General features: G+C 66.3%; 21 protein-coding genes. 16 read left to right on the top strand and 5 right to left on the bottom strand.

Annotation, left to right across the window (positions count from 1 at the left end; translation table 11 throughout):
• Positions 1-203: 203 nt before the first annotated feature.
• The 4 genes from AC3DEZ_RS06430 to AC3DEZ_RS06415 are packed head-to-tail and all read left to right on the top strand — an operon-like array spanning position 204 to position 3,906.
• Positions 204-908, top strand: a complete 705-nt coding sequence (locus AC3DEZ_RS06430; protein WP_488387470.1) for a TetR/AcrR family transcriptional regulator — start codon at positions 204-206, stop codon at positions 906-908.
• Complete coding sequence (locus AC3DEZ_RS06425) at positions 898-1,860, top strand: HlyD family secretion protein (protein ID WP_488387469.1); 963 nt, start codon at positions 898-900, stop codon at positions 1,858-1,860. Before AC3DEZ_RS06430 ends, AC3DEZ_RS06425 begins: the two co-directional genes overlap by 11 nt.
• A 22-nt stretch (positions 1,861-1,882) precedes the next feature.
• Positions 1,883-2,818 carry an ABC transporter ATP-binding protein gene (locus AC3DEZ_RS06420; protein ID WP_488387573.1) on the top strand — a complete coding sequence of 312 codons (936 nt, stop codon included), beginning with the start codon at positions 1,883-1,885 and terminating at the stop codon, positions 2,816-2,818.
• Entirely contained in the window at positions 2,815-3,906 is a 1,092-nt protein-coding gene (locus AC3DEZ_RS06415; protein ID WP_488387468.1) for an ABC transporter permease, read from the top strand. The genes AC3DEZ_RS06420 and AC3DEZ_RS06415 overlap by 4 nt, the downstream gene beginning before the upstream one ends.
• Before the next feature lie 105 nt (positions 3,907-4,011).
• On the opposite strand, the gene miaB is transcribed toward AC3DEZ_RS06415, so the two are convergent.
• Positions 4,012-5,436, bottom strand: a complete 1,425-nt coding sequence (gene miaB / locus AC3DEZ_RS06410; RefSeq protein ID WP_488387467.1) for a tRNA (N6-isopentenyl adenosine(37)-C2)-methylthiotransferase MiaB — start codon at positions 5,434-5,436, stop codon at positions 4,012-4,014.
• A gap of 227 nt (positions 5,437-5,663) precedes the next feature.
• Here miaB and AC3DEZ_RS06405 point away from each other — a divergent pair, with 227 nt between their 5' ends.
• From AC3DEZ_RS06405 to AC3DEZ_RS06380, 6 genes are all read left to right on the top strand, one after another.
• Positions 5,664-6,623 (top strand): lytic transglycosylase domain-containing protein, encoded by a 960-nt coding sequence (locus AC3DEZ_RS06405; RefSeq protein ID WP_488387466.1) that lies wholly within the window; start codon positions 5,664-5,666, stop codon positions 6,621-6,623.
• Between the two features lie 176 nt (positions 6,624-6,799).
• Entirely contained in the window at positions 6,800-7,411 is a 612-nt protein-coding gene (petA, locus tag AC3DEZ_RS06400; RefSeq protein ID WP_447105024.1) for a ubiquinol-cytochrome c reductase iron-sulfur subunit, read from the top strand.
• Positions 7,412-7,414: 3 nt separating this feature from the next.
• Complete coding sequence (locus AC3DEZ_RS06395; RefSeq protein ID WP_488387465.1) at positions 7,415-8,677, top strand: cytochrome b; 1,263 nt, start codon at positions 7,415-7,417, stop codon at positions 8,675-8,677.
• Positions 8,670-9,416 (top strand): cytochrome c1, encoded by a 747-nt coding sequence (locus tag AC3DEZ_RS06390; protein ID WP_488387464.1) that lies wholly within the window; start codon positions 8,670-8,672, stop codon positions 9,414-9,416. Before AC3DEZ_RS06395 ends, AC3DEZ_RS06390 begins: the two co-directional genes overlap by 8 nt.
• A 181-nt stretch (positions 9,417-9,597) precedes the next feature.
• The gene (locus AC3DEZ_RS06385; protein WP_295378719.1) at positions 9,598-10,233 is read left to right on the top strand and encodes a glutathione S-transferase N-terminal domain-containing protein; all 636 of its coding nucleotides are present in this window, start codon (positions 9,598-9,600) and stop codon (positions 10,231-10,233) included.
• Between the two features lie 138 nt (positions 10,234-10,371).
• Positions 10,372-10,812: a ClpXP protease specificity-enhancing factor gene (locus tag AC3DEZ_RS06380; RefSeq protein ID WP_488387463.1), complete on the top strand. Its 441-nt coding sequence runs from the start codon at positions 10,372-10,374 to the stop codon at positions 10,810-10,812.
• A 135-nt stretch (positions 10,813-10,947) separates the two neighbouring features.
• Here AC3DEZ_RS06380 and AC3DEZ_RS06375 read toward each other — a convergent pair whose 3' ends face one another.
• Genes AC3DEZ_RS06375 through AC3DEZ_RS06365 form a run of 3 tightly spaced genes read right to left on the bottom strand, consistent with a single transcriptional unit; the run spans position 10,948 to position 12,425 of the window.
• Positions 10,948-11,274, bottom strand: a complete 327-nt coding sequence (locus tag AC3DEZ_RS06375) for a DUF3301 domain-containing protein (protein WP_295378722.1) — start codon at positions 11,272-11,274, stop codon at positions 10,948-10,950.
• 24 nt (positions 11,275-11,298) lie between these two features.
• Positions 11,299-12,159 (bottom strand): carboxylating nicotinate-nucleotide diphosphorylase, encoded by an 861-nt coding sequence (gene nadC, locus AC3DEZ_RS06370; RefSeq protein WP_488387462.1) that lies wholly within the window; start codon positions 12,157-12,159, stop codon positions 11,299-11,301.
• The gene (locus tag AC3DEZ_RS06365; RefSeq protein ID WP_488387461.1) at positions 12,156-12,425 is read right to left on the bottom strand and encodes a Trm112 family protein; all 270 of its coding nucleotides are present in this window, start codon (positions 12,423-12,425) and stop codon (positions 12,156-12,158) included. Before AC3DEZ_RS06365 ends, nadC begins: the two co-directional genes overlap by 4 nt.
• A gap of 57 nt (positions 12,426-12,482) precedes the next feature.
• Here AC3DEZ_RS06365 and purE point away from each other — a divergent pair, with 57 nt between their 5' ends.
• A complete protein-coding gene (purE, locus tag AC3DEZ_RS06360) occupies positions 12,483-12,992 on the top strand; it encodes a 5-(carboxyamino)imidazole ribonucleotide mutase (protein ID WP_447105030.1) in 510 nt (169 codons plus the stop codon).
• On the top strand, positions 12,989-14,131 hold the full coding sequence (locus AC3DEZ_RS06355; protein WP_488387460.1) for a 5-(carboxyamino)imidazole ribonucleotide synthase: 1,143 nt from the start codon (positions 12,989-12,991) through the stop codon (positions 14,129-14,131). Before purE ends, AC3DEZ_RS06355 begins: the two co-directional genes overlap by 4 nt.
• 82 nt (positions 14,132-14,213) lie before the next feature.
• Here AC3DEZ_RS06355 and AC3DEZ_RS06350 read toward each other — a convergent pair whose 3' ends face one another.
• On the bottom strand, positions 14,214-14,792 hold the full coding sequence (locus AC3DEZ_RS06350) for a superoxide dismutase (protein WP_440469618.1): 579 nt from the start codon (positions 14,790-14,792) through the stop codon (positions 14,214-14,216).
• A 154-nt stretch (positions 14,793-14,946) separates the two neighbouring features.
• On the opposite strand from AC3DEZ_RS06350, the gene grxD reads away from it, so the two are divergent.
• From grxD to AC3DEZ_RS06330, 4 genes are all read left to right on the top strand, one after another.
• Positions 14,947-15,267 carry a Grx4 family monothiol glutaredoxin gene (grxD, locus tag AC3DEZ_RS06345; RefSeq protein ID WP_447105032.1) on the top strand — a complete coding sequence of 107 codons (321 nt, stop codon included), beginning with the start codon at positions 14,947-14,949 and terminating at the stop codon, positions 15,265-15,267.
• Positions 15,268-15,277: 10 nt separating this feature from the next.
• Positions 15,278-16,024 carry an SDR family NAD(P)-dependent oxidoreductase gene (locus tag AC3DEZ_RS06340; protein ID WP_488387459.1) on the top strand — a complete coding sequence of 249 codons (747 nt, stop codon included), beginning with the start codon at positions 15,278-15,280 and terminating at the stop codon, positions 16,022-16,024.
• Positions 16,021-16,620 (top strand): YhgN family NAAT transporter, encoded by a 600-nt coding sequence (locus tag AC3DEZ_RS06335; RefSeq protein ID WP_447105034.1) that lies wholly within the window; start codon positions 16,021-16,023, stop codon positions 16,618-16,620. The genes AC3DEZ_RS06340 and AC3DEZ_RS06335 overlap by 4 nt, the downstream gene beginning before the upstream one ends.
• Before the next feature lie 222 nt (positions 16,621-16,842).
• Positions 16,843-20,103, top strand: a complete 3,261-nt coding sequence (locus AC3DEZ_RS06330; protein WP_488387458.1) for a TonB-dependent receptor — start codon at positions 16,843-16,845, stop codon at positions 20,101-20,103.
• Positions 20,104-20,187 lie beyond the last annotated feature (84 nt).

Raw genomic sequence — 20,187 nt, 5'->3', positions numbered from 1 at the left:
ACGGGATTGGCCGGTCCTATCTGGAGCGGACAGGGGGGATTTGCAAGCGGCAGATCAGCGGAAGGGCTGGATCATGGCGGCGTTCCTCGGCCGAGGTGTCAGGCCGCGAAGGTTAAACCGCGATCCACGGCAGCGCCAGCCATGGCGACCGTCCGTCGGTTGGCTCTTGCATTAATTAAACGATGAATTAAATAATGCGCGGCATGTCCAGACCTACCTCCAGAACCCGAGCCAAGGCCGCCGCCGGCGGCGGTGCCGCACCGACCCGGCGCAAGCGCACCCCCGGCCGCCCCGGCGCCGACCAGGCCGATCAGCGCGAACGCCTGCTCGATGCCGCGCTCGCCTGTTTCGTGCGCCAGGGCATCGCCGCGACCTCGTTGCGCGACATCGCCGGCGAGGCCGGGGTGACCCCGGCGCTGGTGCACTACTACTTCGGCGACAAGCCGCAACTGCAGCAGGCCGTGGTGACCGAACGCCTGCTGCCGGTGGTGGCGCAGCTGCGTGAACCGGTGGCGCAGGCGCAGGGCGACGTGGCCGCGCTGATCGCCGCGTTCGTGCACGGCGTGGGTGGCCTGGTGGCGCGCCATCCGTGGTTGCCGACGTTGTGGGTGCGCGAAGTGCTGTGCGAGGGCGGCGCGCTGCGCGACCTGCTGATCCAGCAGATCGGTCCGCTGCTGCCGCGGATGATGGCGACCCGCTTCGCCGAGGCGCAGCAGCAGGGCCGCCTGAATCCCGATCTGGATCCGCGCCTGCTGATGGTGTCGCTGGTCGGGCTGACCTTCTTCCCGCTGGCCGGCGCGCCGATCTGGCGCGCGCTGTTCGGCGCTTCCGATGTGGATTTCGATGACCTGCGCCGGCACACCCTGGTGCTGCTGGATCGTGGACTGGAGTTGGACGATGCGAAGTGAGCGATATCTGATCGGCGCGTGCGTGCTGCTGGCGATCGCCGCCTGCAAGCCGGCGACGCCGCAGGCGCTGGGAACGCTGGAATGGGACCGGGTGACCCTGCCCGCGCCGGTGGCCGAGAAAATCGTGCGCATCGACGTGCGCGAGGGCCAGCAGGTCGCGGCCGGCGCGCCGTTGCTGCAGCTCGAACTGACCCGCACGCAATCGCAACTGCAGGCGGCGCGCGCGCAGGCGCGGCAGAGCAGGGATGTGCTGTCCGAATTGCGGGCGGGGCCACGGGTGGAAGCCATCGCGCAGGCGCGCGCCGCGCTCGCGGCCGCACAGGCGCAGGCCAGCGACACCCGCGCCTATTTCAACCGGCTGCAACCACTGGGCAGGCAGCGACTGGTCGCGGCTTCGGAAGTCGATCGCGCGCGAGCCGCCGCCGACAACGCCGCCGCGCAGGTGCGTTCGGCGCAGGCGGCGCTGCTGGAACTGGAACGCGGCACCCGCCGCGAGCAGATTGCGCAGGGCGAAGCGGCGGTCGCCGCGGCCGAGGCGCAGGCCACCGCGCAGGCGGTCACCCTGGACAAGCTCAACGTGGTGGCGCCGCGCGCCGGACGCGTCGACAGTCTGCCGTATCGCCTGGGCGACCAGGCGCCGGTCGGCGCGCCGCTGGCGGTGATGCTGGTCGGCGAAGCGCCGTATGCGCGCATCTACGTGCCGGAACCGCTGCGTACACGTGTCAAGGTCGGTGACGCGGTACGCGTGCACGTGGACGGCCGCGACCAGGCCTACGCGGGCAAGGTACGCATGATCCGCAGCGAACCGGTGTTCACGCCGTACTACGCGCTGACCGGCAAGGACGCCGCGCGCCTGAGCTATCTGGCCGAAATCAGTCTGGACAAGGATGCCGCGGACCTGCCGGCGGGGTTTCCGGTGCGCGTGGAGTTCGGCGATGGTCGCGGCGACTGATACCGGCTACGAGGGCCTCGCCATCCAGGCGCGTGGGCTCACCAAGCGCTTCGGCGACCTGATCGCGGTCAACGCGGTCGACCTGCGGGTGCCGCGGCGCAACGTGTATGGATTCCTCGGACCGAACGGATCCGGAAAATCCACCACGATCCGGATGCTGTGCGGGTTGTTGACACCCAGTGCGGGCGACATCGAGGTCCTCGGCCTGCGGATTCCCGAACAGGCCGAGCAACTGCGCACGCGCATCGGCTACATGACCCAGAAGTTCTCGCTGTTCGAGGACCTGAGCGTGCGCGAGAACCTGGAGTTCCTGGCCGCCGTGCAGAACCTGTCGAAAGCCGAGGCCCGCAAGCGCATCGATGAGCTGGTCGAGCAGTACCACTTCCAGGATCGACAGAAACAACTGGCCGGCACCATGAGCGGCGGGCAGAAGCAGCGCCTTGCGCTGGCTGGCGCGGTGATCCACCGGCCGGAACTGCTGTTCCTCGACGAACCCACCAGCGCGGTGGATCCGGAGTCGCGGCGCGACTTCTGGGAAAAGCTGTTCGAGCTGGCCGATGCCGGTACCACCATCCTGGTATCGACCCACTACATGGATGAAGCCGAGCGCTGCCATCGCATCGCCATCCTTGACCGCGGCGTGCTGGTGGCCGACGGTACGCCGCTGGATCTGACCGGTGAACTGGCCGGGCGCACGCTGGCGGTGGAAGCCGCGCACCCGCGGCAGGCGCAGAAGGTCCTGCTGGACCTGCCGGACGTGATCAGCGTGGCCCAGATCGGCAACACCCTGCGGGTGTTGATGGCGGGTAACGGCGATGCGGCGGGGCGGATGGCCGATGGCCTGCGCCGGGCGGGCATGCAGGCCGAGGTCGTGCCTTCGCAGGCCAATCTGGAAGACGTATTCGTCGCGGCCACACGCGGGCGTCCCGACGCCGACGGCCGGGAGCGTGCGGCATGAACTGGCGCAGGCTGACGGCGGTGATGCTGAAGGAGGTGCGGCAGATGCGCCGCGACCGCATCACCCTGGCGATGATCGTAGCCATCCCGGTGATGCAGTTGTTGCTGTTCGGCTATGCCATCAACACCAACCTGCGCGATCTGAAGGCGGGCGTGGCCGACCAGGCGAATACCACGGCCTCGCGCGCGATGGTCATGGACATCGTGGCGACCACCGTGATCAAGCCGACCCTGACGGCGCGCACGCCGCAGGAACTGATGGAAGCCATCCGGCGCGGCGAGATCAGCCTGGGCATCGTGGTGCCGCCGGATTTCGAGCGTCGCCGCGCCGAGGGACGCGAGCAGGTGCAGATCCTGGTCGATGGAAGCGACAACGCGGTGCAGAGCGCGGCCGCGCAACTGGCGCAGATGCCCGCAGACACCGCGGTCCGCGCGGTGGTTCCTGCCGAGCGCGCGATCGGCGTGGTCGCGTTCTACAACCCGGAACGGCGTTCCGCCGTGAATATCGTGCCGGGCCTGATTGGCGTCATCCTGACGATGACGATGGTGCTGTTCACCGGCGTGGCCATCGTGCGCGAACGCGAGCGCGGCAACATGGAGCTGCTGATCGCCACGCCGGTGAGCAGCGCGGAACTGATGATCGGCAAGGTGCTGCCCTACATCGGCATCGGCCTGATCCAGACCAGCGTCGTGCTGGCGCTGGGCATGTGGCTGTTCGAGGTACCGCTCAACGGCAGCGTCTGGCACGTCTACGTGGCGGCGATCCTGCTGATCGCCGCGAATCTCACCCTGGGGCTGTTGATCTCGACCCGCGCCCAGTCGCAGTTCCAGGCCATGCAGATGACCTTCTTCGTGTTCCTGCCGTCGATCCTGCTGTCGGGCTTCATGTTCCCGTTTTCCGGCATGCCGCGGCCGGTGCAGTGGCTGGCGGAGGTGCTGCCGCTGACCCATTTCCTGCGCCTGATCCGTGGCGTGATGCTGCGCGGAGCCAGCCTGTGGGAGCTGTGGCCGGACGTGCTGGCGCTGCTCGTCTTCACTACGGTGATGATGTCGGCCGCCATCCTGCGTTTCCGCAAGCGGCTGGATTGAAGATCTTTCTTGCGGGAGCGACTCTTGTGGGAGCGACGTAAGTCGCGATGCTCTTCGTTCGGGAGTCCGGATTCGCGACTTGCGTCGCTCCCACAAGAGGGATTTTCAAGCCGCGTTCTCGTCCACCGTGGCCACCCGGCCGCGCAGCGAGTTGGTCAGCGCCTCGGTGATCACCACGTCGATGAACTGGCCGACCATCCGCGCATGGCCGGGGAAATTCACCGAGCGCATGTTCTCGGTCTTGCCGGTCAGTTCGTTCGGATTCTTGCGCGAAGGGCCTTCCACCAGCACCGACTGCACGCTGCCGACCATCCGCTGCGAGATGCCGGCGGCGTAGGCGTTGATATGGGCCTGCAGCCGCTCCAGGCGGGCGTGCTTGGTCGATTCGGGGGTGTCGTCTTCGAGATCGGCGGCGGGCGTGCCGGGCCGGCGCGAGTAGATGAAGGAGAACGACTGGTCGAAGCCGACGTCCTCGAGCAGCTTCATGGTCTTCTCGAAGTCCGCGTCGGTCTCGCCGGGAAAGCCGACGATGAAATCCGAGGAAATCGAGATGTCCGGGCGCACCGCGCGCAGCTTGCGGATCTTCTGCTTGAACTCCAGCGTGGTGTAGCCGCGTTTCATCGCCGCCAGGATGCGGTCGCTGCCGGCCTGCACCGGCAGGTGCAGGTAGTTGGCCAACTGCGGCACGTCGCGATAGGCCTCCACCAGCGAGTCGCTGAACTCCAATGGATGCGAGGTGGTGAAGCGGATGCGGCCGACGCCTTCGATCTCGGCGATGGTGCGGATCAGCAGACCGAGGTCGGCCACCTCGCCATCGCCGTAGGGACCGCGGTAGGCATTGACGTTCTGGCCGAGCAGGTTGATCTCGCGCACGCCCTGTGCGGCCAGCTGTGCGACTTCCACCAGCACGTCCTCGAACGGCCGGCTGACTTCCTCGCCGCGGGTGTAGGGCACCACGCAGAACGAGCAGTACTTTGAGCAGCCTTCCATGATCGAGACGAACGCGCTTGGACCATCGGCCCGCGGCTCCGGCAGGCGGTCGAACTTCTCGATTTCGGGGAAGCTGATGTCGACCTGCGGCTGGCCGGACTGGCGGCGCTCACGGATCAGCTCGGGGAGGCGGTGCAGGGTCTGCGGACCGAACACCAGGTCCACGTAGGGCGCACGCTTGACGATGGCTTCGCCCTCCTGCGAGGCCACGCAACCGCCGACGCCGATCAGGACCGGCTTGCCGTCCTTCTTCAGCGACTTCCAGCGGCCAAGCTGGCTGAACACCTTCTCCTGCGCCTTCTCGCGGATCGAGCAGGTGTTGACCAGCACCACGTCGGCTTCTTCCGGGTTGTCGGTCAGTTCCAGGCCTTCGGCGGCGGCCAGCACGTCGGCCATCTTGGCCGAGTCGTACTCGTTCATCTGGCAACCGTGGGTCTTGATGAACAGCTTGCCCCGGGCCGGCGCGGAGACCGGACGGGCGGAGGAGGCGACGGGCAGATCGCCCGTCGGGGCGGTGTCAGGAGCGGGCGTCCCGGTCATGGCGCTTATTCCAGTCGGGTGGGCGGGCGGAAACCGCATAGTTTACGCGGGGCGGTCCGGTTCCGTGCCGATTCGGCGTTCATAGGGAGGGAACAGGCCCGTCGGCGTGGATGCGCGGACAGGGCGCGGACCGGATATCCGGATCCCCGACCGACCGCACAGATTCGAGGATTCCTTTCTTGGACAAGGACTTGGCAATCACTCCCGGATCCGGGACACTGCCCCGCATGAGGGGGACGCTACTGCCACTGGGGATGCTGGCCGCATTGGCCTGCACGGCACCGGCCGCGATCGCGGGCACGCTGTACAAGTGCACCGGCGCCGACGGCGTGCCCGCCTATGTCAGCAAGCGCGTCAGTGGCGCCCGCTGCGAGGTGATCAGCCAGTACACACCCGAGCGGGGCAGCCGCCGGGTCTCGTCCGTGTCCCGCCCGGCCGACGCTTCCACCCTGTCCTCGCCGGCGGCCCCGCCGACCCGGCCCGGGACCGCGATGGGCAGCGCGACCACCACGGCCGCACCCGTCACGACCGCGGCATCGGTGGCTCCGACCGCGATCACCCCGGCGCCGCTGCCGGCCGCCAATCCCGCGGGGGGAACCCGCCGGGTGGTGAGCGGACAGGTCTATTCCTACATCAAGGACGGCGTGCGCCACTACACCAGCACCCGTCCCCGTGGCGGCGCCGGCGCGGTGGCCAGTCTGCGGACCATCAAATACAGCTTCATCGAGACCTGTTTCGCCTGCGGCAACCCGGGGATCAACTTCGGCACCCTGCGGCTCAACACCGCGGCCTACCAGGCCGAGATCGCCGCGGCGTCCCGCGAGTTCGGGGTCGACGAGGCGGTGATCCGCGCGATCATGCATGCCGAGTCCTCCTACAACCCGATGGCCCTGTCCCATGCCGGGGCCCAGGGCCTGATGCAGTTGATGCCGGCCACCGCGCGCCGGTTCGGTGTCAGCGACGCCTTCAATGCGGGGCAGAACATCCGCGGCGGCGTGCAGTACCTGTCATGGCTGCTCAAGCGGTTCAACGGCGACCTGCGCCTGGCCGCGGCCGGCTACAACGCAGGCGAGGGTGCGGTGGACCGCCACGGCGGCATCCCGCCGTACCGGGAAACCCAGCGCTACGTTGAACGCGTGGCGGTCCTGGCCGATCGCTATCGCGGCAACATCGCCGCCGCGCACTGACGCGGAATTCCGCCATGTGGCGGGTCCAGGCGCCCGCAAACCCTTGATCCACGGCAAAACGTTGTCGGTCGGTTAAGGCTTCCGCTACACTTTGCTGTCTTTGCGGCCCGCCCCGAGCTCTGGGCGTGGGGCGCTGGCAGCCTTTTAGCTACCTGATTGTTTTGCGGAGTGCCGGAATGGCCAACGATGGGGTCAATGGGCCTGTGAATACAGGCCGACGCCGGTTTCTGACTGCGACCACAGCTGTGGTTGGTGCGGTTGGAGCCGGTTTCGCAGCAGTACCGTTTATCAAGTCGTGGAACCCGAGCGCGAGGGCCAAACTGGCCGGCGCCCCGGTGACCGCCGACCTCACCGGCCTGCAGGAAGGGCAACGCCTGATCCTGGAGTGGCGCGGCCAGCCGATCTGGATCGTCAAGCGTTCCAAGGCGATCCTGGACGCGCTGCCGACCCTCGACAGCCGCCTGCGGGATCCGGAGTCCAAGAACACGGACCAGCAGCCGGCCTACATCAAGGGCGAGACGCGATCCCTGAAGCCGGATATCTCCGTGCTGGTCGGCCTGTGCACCCATCTGGGCTGCTCGCCGGAAATGGTCGCCGAGATCCGACCCGAACCGTACGACCCGGACTGGAAGGGTGGCTACTTCTGCCCCTGCCACAAGTCGCGCTTCGACATGGCCGGCCGCGTGTTCCAGGGCGTCCCGGCGCCGACCAACCTGGTCGTGCCGCCGCACTACTACGAGAACGACACGACGATCGTGATCGGCGTCGATCCGAAGGGAGCCGCGTAAGCCATGTCGAACATCTTCAACCGTACCGCCGATGGCGTGATGGATTGGTTCACTGCGCGTGCGCCGAGTTTCATGCCGTTCTACCGGAAGCACATGTCGGAGTACTACGCTCCGAAGAACTTCAACATCTGGTACATCTTCGGCGTCCTGTCCTCGATCGTGCTGGTCAACCAGATCCTGACCGGCATCTTCCTGACGATGCACTTCAAGCCGAGCGCCGCGGAAGCGTTCGCCTCGGTTGAGTACATCATGCGTGACGTGGAATGGGGCTGGCTGATCCGGTACATGCACAGCACCGGCGCCTCGCTGTTCTTCATCGTCGTCTACCTGCACATGTTCCGCGGGCTGATGTACGGCAGCTACCAGAAGCCGCGCGAGCTGGTGTGGATCCTGGGCATGCTCATCTACCTCGTGCTGATGGCCGAAGCCTTCATGGGCTACGTGCTGCCGTGGGGCCAGATGTCGTTCTGGGGCGCCAAGGTGATCATTTCGCTGTTCGGCGCCATCCCGGTGATCGGCAACGGCCTGACCGAGTGGATCATGGGTGACTACCTGCCCGGCGACGCCACCCTCAACCGCTTCTTCGCCCTGCACGTGATCGCGCTGCCGCTGGTGCTGCTGCTCCTGGTGGTGCTGCACATCTTCGCCCTGCACGAAGTCGGTTCCAACAACCCCGACGGCGTGGAAATCAAGAAGGGTCCGAAGGGCAACCGCTGGTCGCCGACCGCGCCGGCCGACGGCATCCCGTTCCACCCGTACTACACGGTCGGCAAGGACCTGTTCTACGTGTGCATGCTGGTGATGGTCGGTGCGTTCATCATCTTCTTCGCACCGGCCTTCGGCGGCTGGTTCCTGGAGCATGACAACTTCACCGAGGCCAACCGCCTGGTGACGCCCGAGCACATCAAGCCGGTGTGGTACTACACCCCGTACTACGCGATGCTGCGTGTGGTGCCGCACAAGCTGAGCGGCGTGCTGGTGATGTTCGGCGCCATCGCGATCCTGTTCCTGGTGCCCTGGCTGGACCGCGCCAAGGTCAAGTCCTACCGCTACCGCGGCAGGCTGTCCTGGACGCTGCTGCTGACCTTCGCGGTGAGCTTCCTGTGGTTGGGCAAGATCGGCGCCGGCCCGGGTACCGACATCGTCGAGACCTACATCGGCCGCGTGCTGACCGTTTACTACTTCCTTTTCTTCCTGACCATGCCGCTGTGGACCAAGTGGGACAAGACCAAGCCGGTGCCGGAACGGGTGACGACGCATGACTAAGACCTTGACTTCCCGCCTAGCTGTCTTCGCCAGCGGGTTGCTGATCGCGTTCTCCGCGCTGGCCGCCGAGGGTGGCGACAAGCTGCAGGCCGGCAACGACCTGAGCGACCGCGCGTCGCTGCAGCGTGGCGCCCAGCTGTACATGAACTACTGCTCGGGCTGCCATTCGCTCAAGTACCTGCGCTACTCGCGCATGGCCGAGGACCTGGGCCTGACCGAAGAAGAGGTGATGAACAACCTCAACTTCACCGGCGCCAAGTTCGGCGAGCAGATCCAGGTGTCGATGCCGCATGACCCGGCCGGCAAGTGGTTCGGCAAGATGCCGCCGGACCTCAGCACCATCTCCCGTGTCCGTGGCACTGACTGGATCTATACCTACCTCAAGTCGTTCTACCTGGACGAGTCCCGCCCGCTGGGCTGGAACAACAAGCTGTTCCCGAACGCTTCGATGCCGAACCCGTTCTGGGAGCTGCAGGGCCTGCAGCACGCCGAGTACGGCAAGCCCGACGCGACGACGGGTGACCGTCACGTGGAATCGCTGAAGCTGGCCCAGCCCGGTCGCCTGAGCCCGCAGGAGTTCGATCAGGTCGCGCGCGACGTGACCAACTTCCTCGAGTACGCCGGCGAGCCGGCGGCCCTCAAGCGCCAGAGCCTGGGCGTCTGGGTCGTGCTGTTCCTGGCGGCGCTGTCGTTCCTGGCCTATCTGCTCAAGCAGGAGTACTGGAAGGACGTGCACTGACACGTCCGGCGCTCCCTCGTGCCGTCCGGCTGCATGCGCCGGGCGGCGGGGCGATGCCCGGTGGCATGGCGGCCGCTTGGCATTTTCCTGAAGGGATTGCACACTCGGGGACCGTGGCGACCGCTGGCAAGGGGCTGGCGGCGCCGGTGCGATCGGCGGATTCCGATCGTCGGAGAGCCTGATGGCTGCGAGTCCACGTATGCGCAATACACTGACTTTGTTTTCCTCCATCGATGACGTGCTGTGCCATCGCGTACGGCTGGTGCTGGCCGCCAAAGGCGTCAGCTACGACTTCGTGCCGGTGGATCCGCAGAATCCGCCCGAAGATCTCATCGATCTGAATCCCTACCACTCCGTTCCCACCCTGGTGGAACGCGATCTGGTGCTGTATGCCGCCTCGGTGGTCAGCGAGTATCTGGACGAACGCTATCCCCATCCGCCGCTGATGCCGGTGGACCCGCTTTCTCGCGCACGCCTGCGCCTGGCGATGCTGCGCATCGAGCATGACTGGGTGCCGCAGGTGCAGGCCATCCAACTGGGCAACAAGCAACAGGCCGAGGCCGGCCGCAAGCGCCTGAAGGAGTTGCTGACCGCGTCGGTGCCGCTGTTCAAGGCGAGCAAGTTCTTCCTCAATCCGGAAATGAGCCTGGCCGACTGCGCGATGGCGCCGATCATCTGGCGCCTGCCGTCGCTGGACATTCCGCTGCCCAAGGACGGAAAGGCCATCGAGGACTACGGCAACCGCATCTTCCGCAATCCCGGCTTCATCCGCAGCCTGACCGACGCGGAAAAGAAGCTGCGTGACATCCCGGCCTGACGCCGGGGCAAACGAGTGAAGTCGCTGCCGCGGCGCTGGCATGGAACCGCGGGGTGGTCGTGACTTATCCTAGACCGGCGACGCATGACGTCGCCGGTTCCGACGTCCGTCCACGGACGACTTCACCAGGCAGTACCCATGAATGATGAAAGCCCCCGCATGACCAGCCACCGCCCGTACCTGCTGCGGGCACTGGTGGAATGGATCGCCGACAACGACATGACCCCGCACCTGCTGGTCGATGCGACCCAGGCCGGCGTACAGGTGCCGGCCAGCGCGGTGAAGGAAGGCAAGGTGGTGCTCAACATCGCCGAGCGCGCGGTCGTGCAACTGAATATCGACAACCACGCGGTCAGTTTCACCGCCCGCTTCGGTGGAGTGAGCTTCCCGGTGATGGTGCCCATTTCCGCGGTGCTCGCGATCTATGCGCGCGAAACCGGACAGGGCATGGCATTGCCCGACGATGGCCATGCACCGGGGCCGGATGATGGTGGCGACGATACGTCCGGCCCGGACAGCCCGGGTGACGACGACACGCCAACGCCGCCGAAGCGGCCGCATCTGCGCGTGGTGAAGTAGGGCCAATACCTATCACGCGGTAGCGGCTGTGGAGCGACGTCAGTCGCGATTGGGCTTTCCCCGTGGTGCCGGTCGCGGTTGATCCCGCTTTCGCATCAGGAAAAGGCTCCCCGAGGAAGGGAGCCCGACCGGAACTCAATGCTCGAACGGCACCACGCTCGGGCGCACCGGGCCGACGAACGACACCAGCGTGTCCCCACGCAGCACCAGCCGGCCGGTATGCCGGTCGATGCCGTCGTAGGAATACTCGAAGCGAAACGTACGCTCCCAACCCAGGCGCCCATCCTCGTTGCGCCGCAGGCGCAGGCCCGCGGCGTGCACGCTCTGGTCCAGCCAGATGACGCCGGCCGCGTCGCAGGCGTTGCGGCCCAGCATGCCCGCGCGTTCGGCGGCGGCGCGCGCGGCATTCCAATAAGCGAATCCGGCAGCGCCCGCAATCATCAGCAGGATCAGCGTGGGCATGGCATCAGTGTCCGGCTGAAGTGCCTATGCCTGCCCGCCGGGCGGCGGGCCCAGCTTCAGCGACAGGTCGATGGCGTGGACATGCTTGGTCAGCCCGCCAATGGAAATGCAGTCGACGCCATCCTCGGCGATGCCGCGCAGCGTCGTCATGTCCACGCCGCCGGAGACTTCCAGGGGAATGCGGCCGGCGGCGATACGGACGGCTTCGCGGCGCGTCGGCGCATCGAAGTCGTCGATGAGGATACGATCGCAACCCTCGCGCAATGCTTCTTCCAACTGCTCCAGCGTTTCAACCTCCACGATCAGGGGAAGTCCGGGCTGCGCGGTGCGCGCGGCCCGGATGGCGCCGCCCAGCGACCCGTAGGCGCGGATGTGGTTTTCCTTGAGCATCACGGCGTCGTACAGGCCGATCCGGTGGTTGTGGCCACCGCCGCAGCGGACCGCGTATTTCTGCGCCAGGCGCAGGCCGGGCAGGGTCTTGCGGGTATCGAGGATCTTCGCGCGGGTGCCGGCGACCGCCTCGACATGGCGCGCGGTCGCGGTGGCCGTGCCGGACAGGGTCTGCAGGAAGTTCAGCGAAGTGCGCTCGGCGGTGACCAGCGCGCGCGAATGTCCCTGCAACGTCGCCAGCACCAGGCCGGCGCGGATGCGATCGCCTTCCCGGACCCGCCAGTCGATGCGCACCTGCGGATCCAGCCGTCGGTGCGTGGCATCGAACCAGGGCCGGCCCGCGATGACGCCATCCTCCTTGCACAGCAGATAGGCGCTGTCGGGCTGGTCGGGCAACAGCGCGGCGGTCGCGTCGCCGCTGCCGACATCCTCGGCCAGCGCGCGTCGCACGTCGTCTTCGACGACTCCGGCGGGAGGTGGTTGCAGATCGCTCATCGTGCGGGAAAGTCGGCCAGCTGCGAGGTGGCGATGGCTTCCTCGGCCAGCAGCACCGGAATGCCGTCGTCGACCCGGTACAGCGTCCGTCGATCCTGGGTGACCAGCGCTTCGCGCAGCGTTTCGGCCTGTGCCGAACCGTCCGCGCGGGTCACGCCGCCCGCCGCGATCGCGCGGTTAGCCGCATCCAGTCCGCGCCCGTCGAGCAGCGACAGCGACTGGCGGGTGGTCGGGCAGCAGAGGATGTCCAGCAGTTTGCGGTCCATGGGTCCAACGTCGTTCGGCAAGGAGGGTAGAATACGTCTTTGCGATAGAGGACGGCCATGACCGCCACCATTGACAGCCCCGTCGTGGGCATCGTGATGGGTTCCCGTTCGGATTGGGAAACCATGCAGCATGCCGCCCAGAAGCTCGATGCGCTGGGGGTACCCTACGAGGTGAAGGTGGTGTCCGCGCACCGGACCCCGGACGTGCTGTTTTCCTACGCCGAGACCGCCGGTCCCCGCGGCCTGCGCGCGATCATCGCCGGCGCCGGCGGCGCCGCCCACCTGCCGGGCATGCTGGCCGCCAAGACTTCCGTGCCGGTGTTGGGCGTTCCCGTGCAGTCCAAGGCGCTGAACGGGATGGATTCGCTGCTGTCGATCGTGCAGATGCCGGCGGGCATCCCGGTGGCGACCTTCGCCATCGGCAATGCCGGCGCCGCCAATGCCGGCCTGTTCGCGGCGGCCCTGCTGTCTCCCGAATACCCCGCGATCGGCGCCGCGCTGGCGACGTTCCGCGCGCGCCAGACCGATGACGTCATGGCGCACGACGATCCGCGCCTGCCAGCATGACCACGGTCGGCATTCTTGGCGGCGGGCAGCTCGCCCGCATGCTTGCCCTTTCCGGCGCGCCTCTGGGACTGCGTTTCCTGGTGATGGATACCGAGGCCGATGCCTGCGCCGGCCAGTTCGCGCCGCTGCTGGTCGGTGACTACCGCGACGAGGCCGCGCTGGCGGAGTTCGCCGACAAGGTCGATGTCGCCACCTTCGATTTCGAGAACGTGCCGGCCGAGAGCGCCGAGTGGCTGGCGGCGCGCGTACCGGTGTTTCCGAATCCGCGCGCGCTCGCCACCGCCCAGGACCGTCTGGCCGAGAAGACCCTGTTCCGTGACCTGGACATACCGGTGCCGGATTTCGCGCCGGTATCCACCCGCGTGGAACTGGACGCCGCGCTGGCCCAGGTAGGCGTGCCCTGCATCCTCAAGACCCGCCGGCTGGGTTATGACGGCAAGGGCCAGTTCCGCATCCGTGCATTGGCCGACGCCGACGCGGCGTGGGAAGCGCTGGGCGCGCAGGCGGCAAAAGTCGGCCTGATCGTGGAAGCGTTCGTGCCTTTCGAGCGCGAACTGTCGGTGGTCGCGGTGCGTGGTCGCGACGGCGAGTTCCGCACTTGGCCACTGACCGAGAACTGGCACGTCGATGGCGTGCTGTCGGCCAGTCTTGCGCCGGCCCGGATCGATGACGCGGTCATGCGGACCGCGATCGACTATGCGCGCCGTCTGGCCGAACGCACCGACTACGTGGGCGTGTTCGCGCTGGAGTTGTTCTACCGCGAGGGGCGACTGCTCGCCAACGAAATGGCGCCGCGCGTGCACAACTCCGGACACTGGACCATCGAGGGCGCTGAAACCTCGCAGTTCCAGAATCACCTGCGCGCGGTGCTGGGATTGCCGCTGGGCGACACCCGCATGCTCGGCCATGCCTGCATGCTCAACTGGATTGGGCAGATGCCCGATGCGCTGCCGCTGCTGGATGAGCCCGGCGGTCATTGGCATGACTACGGCAAGCTGCCGCGGACCGGCCGCAAGGTCGGGCACGCCACCTTGCGCGCCAACGACGCGACCGAACTGGCGCAGGCGCTGGAGCGCGCCGGCCACGCGCTGGGCCGCGCCGCGCAGGTCGCGCCGGTGATCGAACGGCTGCGCGGCTGAGCGCGGGCGCGATGCCGCCAGAAAGCAGAAGGCCGGGGACACACCCCGGCCTTCTTTTTGCGGTACTGCGAGGACGCGTGGCTCAGCGCAGGTTGGCGGCCACGAAATCCCAGTTCACCAGCGCCCAGAACGATTCCACATACTTCGGGCGCGCGTTGCGGTAGTCGATGTAGTAGGCGTGTTCCCACACGTCGATGGTCAGCAGCGGCTTGTCCTCGCCGGTCAGCGGGGTGGCGGCGTTGGAGGTGCTGGCCAGTGCCAGTGAACCGTCCGGACGCTGCACCAGCCAGCCCCAGCCGGAACCGAAGGTGCCGATGGCGGTCTTGGTGAACTCTTCCTTGAACTTGGCGAAGTCGCCGAACGCCTTGTTGATCAGCTCGGCCAGCTTGCCGGTGGGCTCGCCGCCACCGTTGGGCTTCAGACAGTTCCAGTAGAAGGTGTGGTTCCAGATCTGGGCCGCGTTGTTGAACATGCCGCCCTGGGACTTGCGCACGATCTCTTCCAGCGAAAGATCGGCGAACTCGGTGCCTTCGATCAGCTTGTTGAGGTTGTCCACGTAGGTCTTGTGATGCTTGCCGTAGTGGAAGTCGATGGTCTCGCCGGAAATGTGCGGCTCGAGCGCGGTACGGTCGTAGGGCAGGGGGGGCAGTTCGATGGCCATGGCTGGGATCCTTGCGCTAGGCGGTGGAAGGGGGGCGTCGGCAGGGCGGCGCACGGGGGCTTACAATGGCGTTCCCGGTGGACACGGTCCGGCGGGACGAGGCGGAAGTGTACCCGACAGCGGTTGGGTTACCGTAAAAGCAGGAGAAAACAGCATGCCGGTGATGGAACGCATCCAGGCCGAAGTCGAAAGTCACCCGATTGTCCTTTTCATGAAGGGCACGCCGGAATTCCCCATGTGCGGCTTTTCCAGCCGCGCGGTGCAGGCGCTGCGCGACGCGGGCGCCGAACAGCTGTACACCATCAACGTGCTGGAGGAGCCGGAAATCCGCGCCAACCTGCCGCGCTTTTCCAACTGGCCGACCTTCCCGCAACTCTTCATCCATGGCGAACTGATCGGCGGCTGCGACATCACCCTGGAACTGCACGAATCCGGCGAACTCCGTCGCATCGTCGCCGAAGCCTTGTCGCAGTGAGCGCGCGTACGTGAGCCTCATCGGTCTTCCCACCCGCCAGGTGCGGGCGCTCGACAACCGCGTGATTCTGATCAGCGGTGCGCATGGCGGCCTGGGCGCCGCCGCCGCATTGGCCTGCGCCGAAGCCGGTGCGACGCTGGTGCTGCTCGGTCGCAAGGTGCCCAAGTTGAACCGCATCTATGACGCGGTCGCCCAGGCCGGCAGCGATCCGCTGTTGTATCCGCTGGATCTCGAAGGCGCGTCGCCGGACGACTACGCCGAACTGGCTGATCGCCTGTACGCCGAACTGGGCCGGCTCGATGGCGTGCTGCACTGCGCCGCCGAGTTCCGTGGCCTGACCCCGCTCGAGCACACGGACCCCGCGGCGTTCGCGCGGGCGCTCCACGTCAACCTGACCGCGCCCTGGTGGCTGTCGCAGGCCTGCCTGCCGCTGCTCAAACGCTCCGATGACGCCGCGCTGGTGTTCGCCATGGACGACCTGACGAGGGTGGGACAACCCTACTGGGGCGGTTATGGGGTGGCCCAGCATGGGCTGGCGGGACTGGTGGGCATGTTGGCGAGCGAACTGGCCGGCGGGCCGGTCCGGGTATCCGGCCTGCAACCCGGCCCCATGAGCACCGGCCTGCGCTCGCGCGCCTATGCCGACGACAGCGATGGACAGGCTTGCGATCCGGCCCGCTACGGGGCGGCCTGTGTCACATTGCTGTCATCCGCGGGCGCCGAACACCGGGGCCGCGTCTGGACCGTCCGGGCATGACCATCCTTTCGGCCGCGCTGCTGCTGTTCCTGATCCTGGACCCGCTGGGGAACATCCCGGTGTTCCTGAGCGTGCTCAAGCCGCTGACGCCGAAACGCCAGCGCGTCGTGCTGGCGCGCGAGCTGCTGATCGCGCTGGCCGTGCTGATGATGTTCCTCTGGGGCGGCAAGTACGCGCTGGAGCTGATGCACCTGCGGCAGGAGTCGGTGGCCATCGCCGGCGGCATCGTCCTGTTCCTGATCGGCATCCGCATGATCTTCCCCCGCCCGGAGGGCCTGATGGGGGAAATCCCCGGCGGGGAGCCTTTCATCGTGCCCCTGGCGATCCCCCTGGTCGCCGGCCCGTCGGGCATGGCCGCGGTCATGCTGATGGGCAGCAACGAACCCGCCCGCCTGGCCGATTGGAGCCTGGCGCTGATCCTGGCCTGGGGGGCCACCGCGGCCATCCTGTTCTCCGCCACGCTGCTCTACAAATGGCTGGGTCGGAGCGTCCTGACCGCCGTCGAACGCCTGATGGGCATGCTGCTGGTCGCCATCTCCGTGCAGATGTTCCTGGACGGCATCGGGACCTATCTCAAGCTGCCGGTAAACATCTGAGGCAGGTCACGTAAAAAAGTGCTGCACCGCGGAAATTTTGTCACGCGGCGGTCACAAAATGGTCCTATCGTGTTAACCTGTTATTAACCAACGCGGCCGTTCCGCGTAGGCTCAGGGAACCCCAGAAATGCCCCCCACGACCCGCCGCGAGGTGGGCCGCCTGCGCGTCCGTACAGCCAGCCAGTTTCCGCAACGCCAATTCCCGTACCGAGGCTCACACCCATGAACCAATCCCGTTGTCTCCGGATGTCCAAGCTCACCCTTGGCCTCGTCGCCGCGCTCGCCGCCGCGCCGGTCTTCGCCCAGAGCACCTCCGCCGGTGTCGGCGGCGTGGTGACCAGTGCAGACGGCCAGCCCGTCACCGGTGCCGAAGTGGTCATCACCCACGTCGAATCCGGCACGACCAGCCGCGTCACCACCGATGCCAGCGGCCGCTACAGCGCCCGCGGCCTGCGCGTGGGTGGCCCGTACCAGATCACCGTGACCAAATCCGGTTCCGGTACGAAGACCGAAGACAACGTCTATCTGAACCTCAACCAGGTCAACACGGTCAATGCCGCGCTGACCGGTGACGCCACCACCACCCTGGAAACCGTGACCGCGGTCGGCGTGGCCGGCGGCTCGGAAGTGTTCAGCGCCACCAAGATGGGCACCGGTTCCAACATCAACCGCGACAGCATCGAAGCGCTGCCGTCGGCCAACCGCAACATCCAGGACTACATTCGCCTGGATCCGCGCATCTCGCAGGTCAGCAAGGCGGACGGCGCGATTTCCGCCGGCGGCCAGAACACCCGCTACAACGCGATCCGCATCGACGGCGTCAGCGTCGCCGACCCGTTCGGCCTGGAATCCAACAACCTGCCGACCGAGCGCCAGCCGGTCTCGATGGACGCCATCGAGGAAATCAACATCGATCTGGCCAACTACGACGTCACCATCGTCGGCGGCACCGGCGCGGTGATCAACGCGGTCACCAAGTCGGGTACCAACGAATTCCACGGCACCGTCTACGGCACCTACCGTGACAAGAGCTGGGTGCGCAAGGAGCTGGAAGGCGTCAAGTTCAACGGCTTCGACGACGAAATGACCTACGGCGCCACCTTCGGCGGCCCGATCGTCAAGGACAAGCTGTTCTTCTTCGCCAACTACGAGAAGTACGAGCGCAGCGCGCCGGGCACCAGCCTGACCAACACCCCGTACGGCAGCGGCAACATCACCGACGCCGATATCGCCGACATCGTCTCGGCGGCCAATGGCCACGGCATCAGCGCGGGCGGTTTCTCGCTGCCGGGCACCAACAAGACCGAGATCGAAGAGTACGCGCTGAAGCTGGACTGGAACATCAACGAGAACCACCGTGCCGCCCTGCGCTACAGCAAGCTGGAGCAGAGCGTCCTGCGCTTCCCGGAAATCGACAACAACAGCGTCTCGCTGAGCAGCTTCTGGTACGCGCTGCCGAAGACCTTCGAGAGCTACGTCGGTGAGCTGTTCAGCGACTGGAGCGAGAACTTCTCCACCGAGTTCAAGGTCGGCTACAAGGACTATTCGGCGGTGCGCAGCACCTTCTCGAACCTGCCGCAGATCGAAGTCCGCGGCTTCGGTTCCAACGGGCAGTCGTCGGTGTTCCTGGGCACCGAAATCAACAGCCACGTCAACATCATCGAGACCAAGGAATGGACCGCTTTCGGTGCGGCCAACTGGTATATCGGTGATCACACCGTGAAGTTCGGCTTCGACTACTCGAAGAACGACATTCTGAATTTCTACGGCCGTGCGGTGAATGGCGTCTACACCTTCGCCGATGTCGACGCGTTCCGCGCCGGCACGCCGAGCAACTACCAAATCCGTGCTCCGCGTCCGGGTGGCAGCATCAACGATATCCCGGCCGAATACACCCTGAAGAACGTCGGCCTGTTCGCGCAGGACACCTGGGCGGTCAACTACAACCTGACCCTGACCTTCGGTCTGCGCGTCGACATCCCGGACTTCAGCGACCAGCGCCTGTACAACCCGCTGATCGAGCAGACCTACGGCTACGACAACACCCAGACCGTGGATGACAAGCTGGTGCAGCCGCGCTTCGGCTTCAACTACACCTTCGACAGCGATCGTCCGACCCAGCTGCGTGGTGGCGTGGGCCTGTTCGGCGGCGCCGCCCCGAACGTGTGGCTGGCCGGTACCTACCAGAACACCGGCCTGAACTATGTCGAATACAGCTGCTCCGGCGCCCAGGCCCCGGTGTTCTCGCCGAGCCCGGCGCCGAACATTCCGGCCAACTGCCTGGCCGGCAACGCGCGCGCCAACGTTGACATCGTCGAGCCCGGCCTGAAGCTGCCGTCGGTGTGGAAGGCGAACATCGCCCTGGATCACGAACTGCCGTGGTATGGCATTGTCGCGTCGGCCGAACTGCTGTTCACCAAGGTCAATGACGGCATCGTGGTCGATCGTCTGGACATGTACAACGCCGCTGGCCAGGGCCCGACCGCCTACGGCCAGGATGGTCGTCCGATTTTCTGGGACGCCAATGGTCTGAATCCGGCCAACGCCCATGCCACCCGCGGCATCGTCTACGGCACAAACAACGTCAATCCCAAGGCCAATCGTCCGGCCGGCATCGGCGACGTGATGCTCCTGCGCAACACCGACGAGGGCAAGAGCCGCCAGTACACCTTCGGCTTGAACAAGCCGATGCTCAACGACTGGTCCTGGTCGCTGGCGTACACCTACACCAAGGCCACCGAAGTCAGCCCGCTGACCAGCTCGCAGAACACCTCGAACTGGGGCAGCACCCTGATCGGCGCGGTCAACGGCGATATTGCGTGGGATTCGCGCTACGCCATCCGCGACCGCATCACCGGTACCGTGGAATGGAAGCATCAGTTCTTCGGTGACTACGACACCCGCATCGGCCTGTTCTACGAAGGCCGCACCGGTCGTCCGTACAGCTACATCTACTACAACGACCTCAACGGCGACAGCAATCCGACCACCAGCACCAGCAACGCAGGCCTGTTCAACGACCTGTTCTACGTGCCGGCGGCCCCGGGCGACGTGCTGTTCACCGGCGGTGCGCAGATGGAGCAGGCGTTCTTCGATTGGCTCGGCAAGAATCCGGAACTGCAGAAGTATCGTGGCCAGATCGCTCCGGGCAACGCGTTCCGCGCCAAGTGGGTCAACAGCTTCGACGTGCGCTTCAGCCAGGAACTGCCGGGCTTCATGAAGGGCCACAAGACCGAGCTGTCGCTGGACATCATGAACATCGGCAACCTGCTGAACAAGAAGTGGGGTCTGATCGACGACTACGGTTTCAACTCGACCCGTCGCGTGGCCAGCTACGCCGGTATCGATCCGGCCACCGGCAAGTACGTCTACCACTTCAGCGGCAGCACCGATAGCTCCCAGATCCAGGAAAACAACAACGACAAGGGCAACACCGGCGTGTCGCGCTGGTCGGTCATGCTGGGCCTGAAGTACAAGTTCTAAGCCGCAAGGCCCGGGAACACCAGAAACGGCCGGGGCAACCCGGCCGTTTTTTTATGGGAATGCCTTGAGCGCGGGACTGCGCTA

It is taken from the genome of Pseudoxanthomonas sp. 134C1 (assembly GCF_057773065.1).
This window is presented reverse-complemented; position numbering and strand designations above follow the sequence as displayed.

Bases quoted from the DNA above. Each gene is read 5' to 3' on its own strand.
- AC3DEZ_RS06350 (WP_440469618.1), bottom strand. From the start codon at position 14,792: ATGGCCATCGAACTGCCCCCCCTGCCCTACGACCGTACCGCGCTCGAG.
- AC3DEZ_RS06380 (WP_488387463.1), top strand. From the start codon at position 10,372: ATGAATGATGAAAGCCCCCGCATGACCAGCCACCGCCCGTACCTGCTG.
- AC3DEZ_RS06330 (WP_488387458.1), top strand. From the start codon at position 16,843: ATGAACCAATCCCGTTGTCTCCGGATGTCCAAGCTCACCCTTGGCCTC.
- AC3DEZ_RS06365 (WP_488387461.1), bottom strand. From the start codon at position 12,425: ATGGACCGCAAACTGCTGGACATCCTCTGCTGCCCGACCACCCGCCAG.
- AC3DEZ_RS06425 (WP_488387469.1), top strand. From the start codon at position 898: ATGCGAAGTGAGCGATATCTGATCGGCGCGTGCGTGCTGCTGGCGATC.
- purE (WP_447105030.1), top strand. From the start codon at position 12,483: ATGACCGCCACCATTGACAGCCCCGTCGTGGGCATCGTGATGGGTTCC.
- AC3DEZ_RS06385 (WP_295378719.1), top strand. From the start codon at position 9,598: ATGGCTGCGAGTCCACGTATGCGCAATACACTGACTTTGTTTTCCTCC.
- petA (WP_447105024.1), top strand. From the start codon at position 6,800: ATGGCCAACGATGGGGTCAATGGGCCTGTGAATACAGGCCGACGCCGG.
- AC3DEZ_RS06335 (WP_447105034.1), top strand. From the start codon at position 16,021: ATGACCATCCTTTCGGCCGCGCTGCTGCTGTTCCTGATCCTGGACCCG.
- grxD (WP_447105032.1), top strand. From the start codon at position 14,947: ATGCCGGTGATGGAACGCATCCAGGCCGAAGTCGAAAGTCACCCGATT.
- nadC (WP_488387462.1), bottom strand. From the start codon at position 12,159: ATGAGCGATCTGCAACCACCTCCCGCCGGAGTCGTCGAAGACGACGTG.
- AC3DEZ_RS06415 (WP_488387468.1), top strand. From the start codon at position 2,815: ATGAACTGGCGCAGGCTGACGGCGGTGATGCTGAAGGAGGTGCGGCAG.
- miaB (WP_488387467.1), bottom strand. From the start codon at position 5,436: ATGACCGGGACGCCCGCTCCTGACACCGCCCCGACGGGCGATCTGCCC.
- AC3DEZ_RS06375 (WP_295378722.1), bottom strand. From the start codon at position 11,274: ATGCCCACGCTGATCCTGCTGATGATTGCGGGCGCTGCCGGATTCGCT.
- AC3DEZ_RS06390 (WP_488387464.1), top strand. From the start codon at position 8,670: ATGACTAAGACCTTGACTTCCCGCCTAGCTGTCTTCGCCAGCGGGTTG.
- AC3DEZ_RS06395 (WP_488387465.1), top strand. From the start codon at position 7,415: ATGTCGAACATCTTCAACCGTACCGCCGATGGCGTGATGGATTGGTTC.
- AC3DEZ_RS06430 (WP_488387470.1), top strand. From the start codon at position 204: ATGTCCAGACCTACCTCCAGAACCCGAGCCAAGGCCGCCGCCGGCGGC.
- AC3DEZ_RS06355 (WP_488387460.1), top strand. From the start codon at position 12,989: ATGACCACGGTCGGCATTCTTGGCGGCGGGCAGCTCGCCCGCATGCTT.
- AC3DEZ_RS06405 (WP_488387466.1), top strand. From the start codon at position 5,664: ATGAGGGGGACGCTACTGCCACTGGGGATGCTGGCCGCATTGGCCTGC.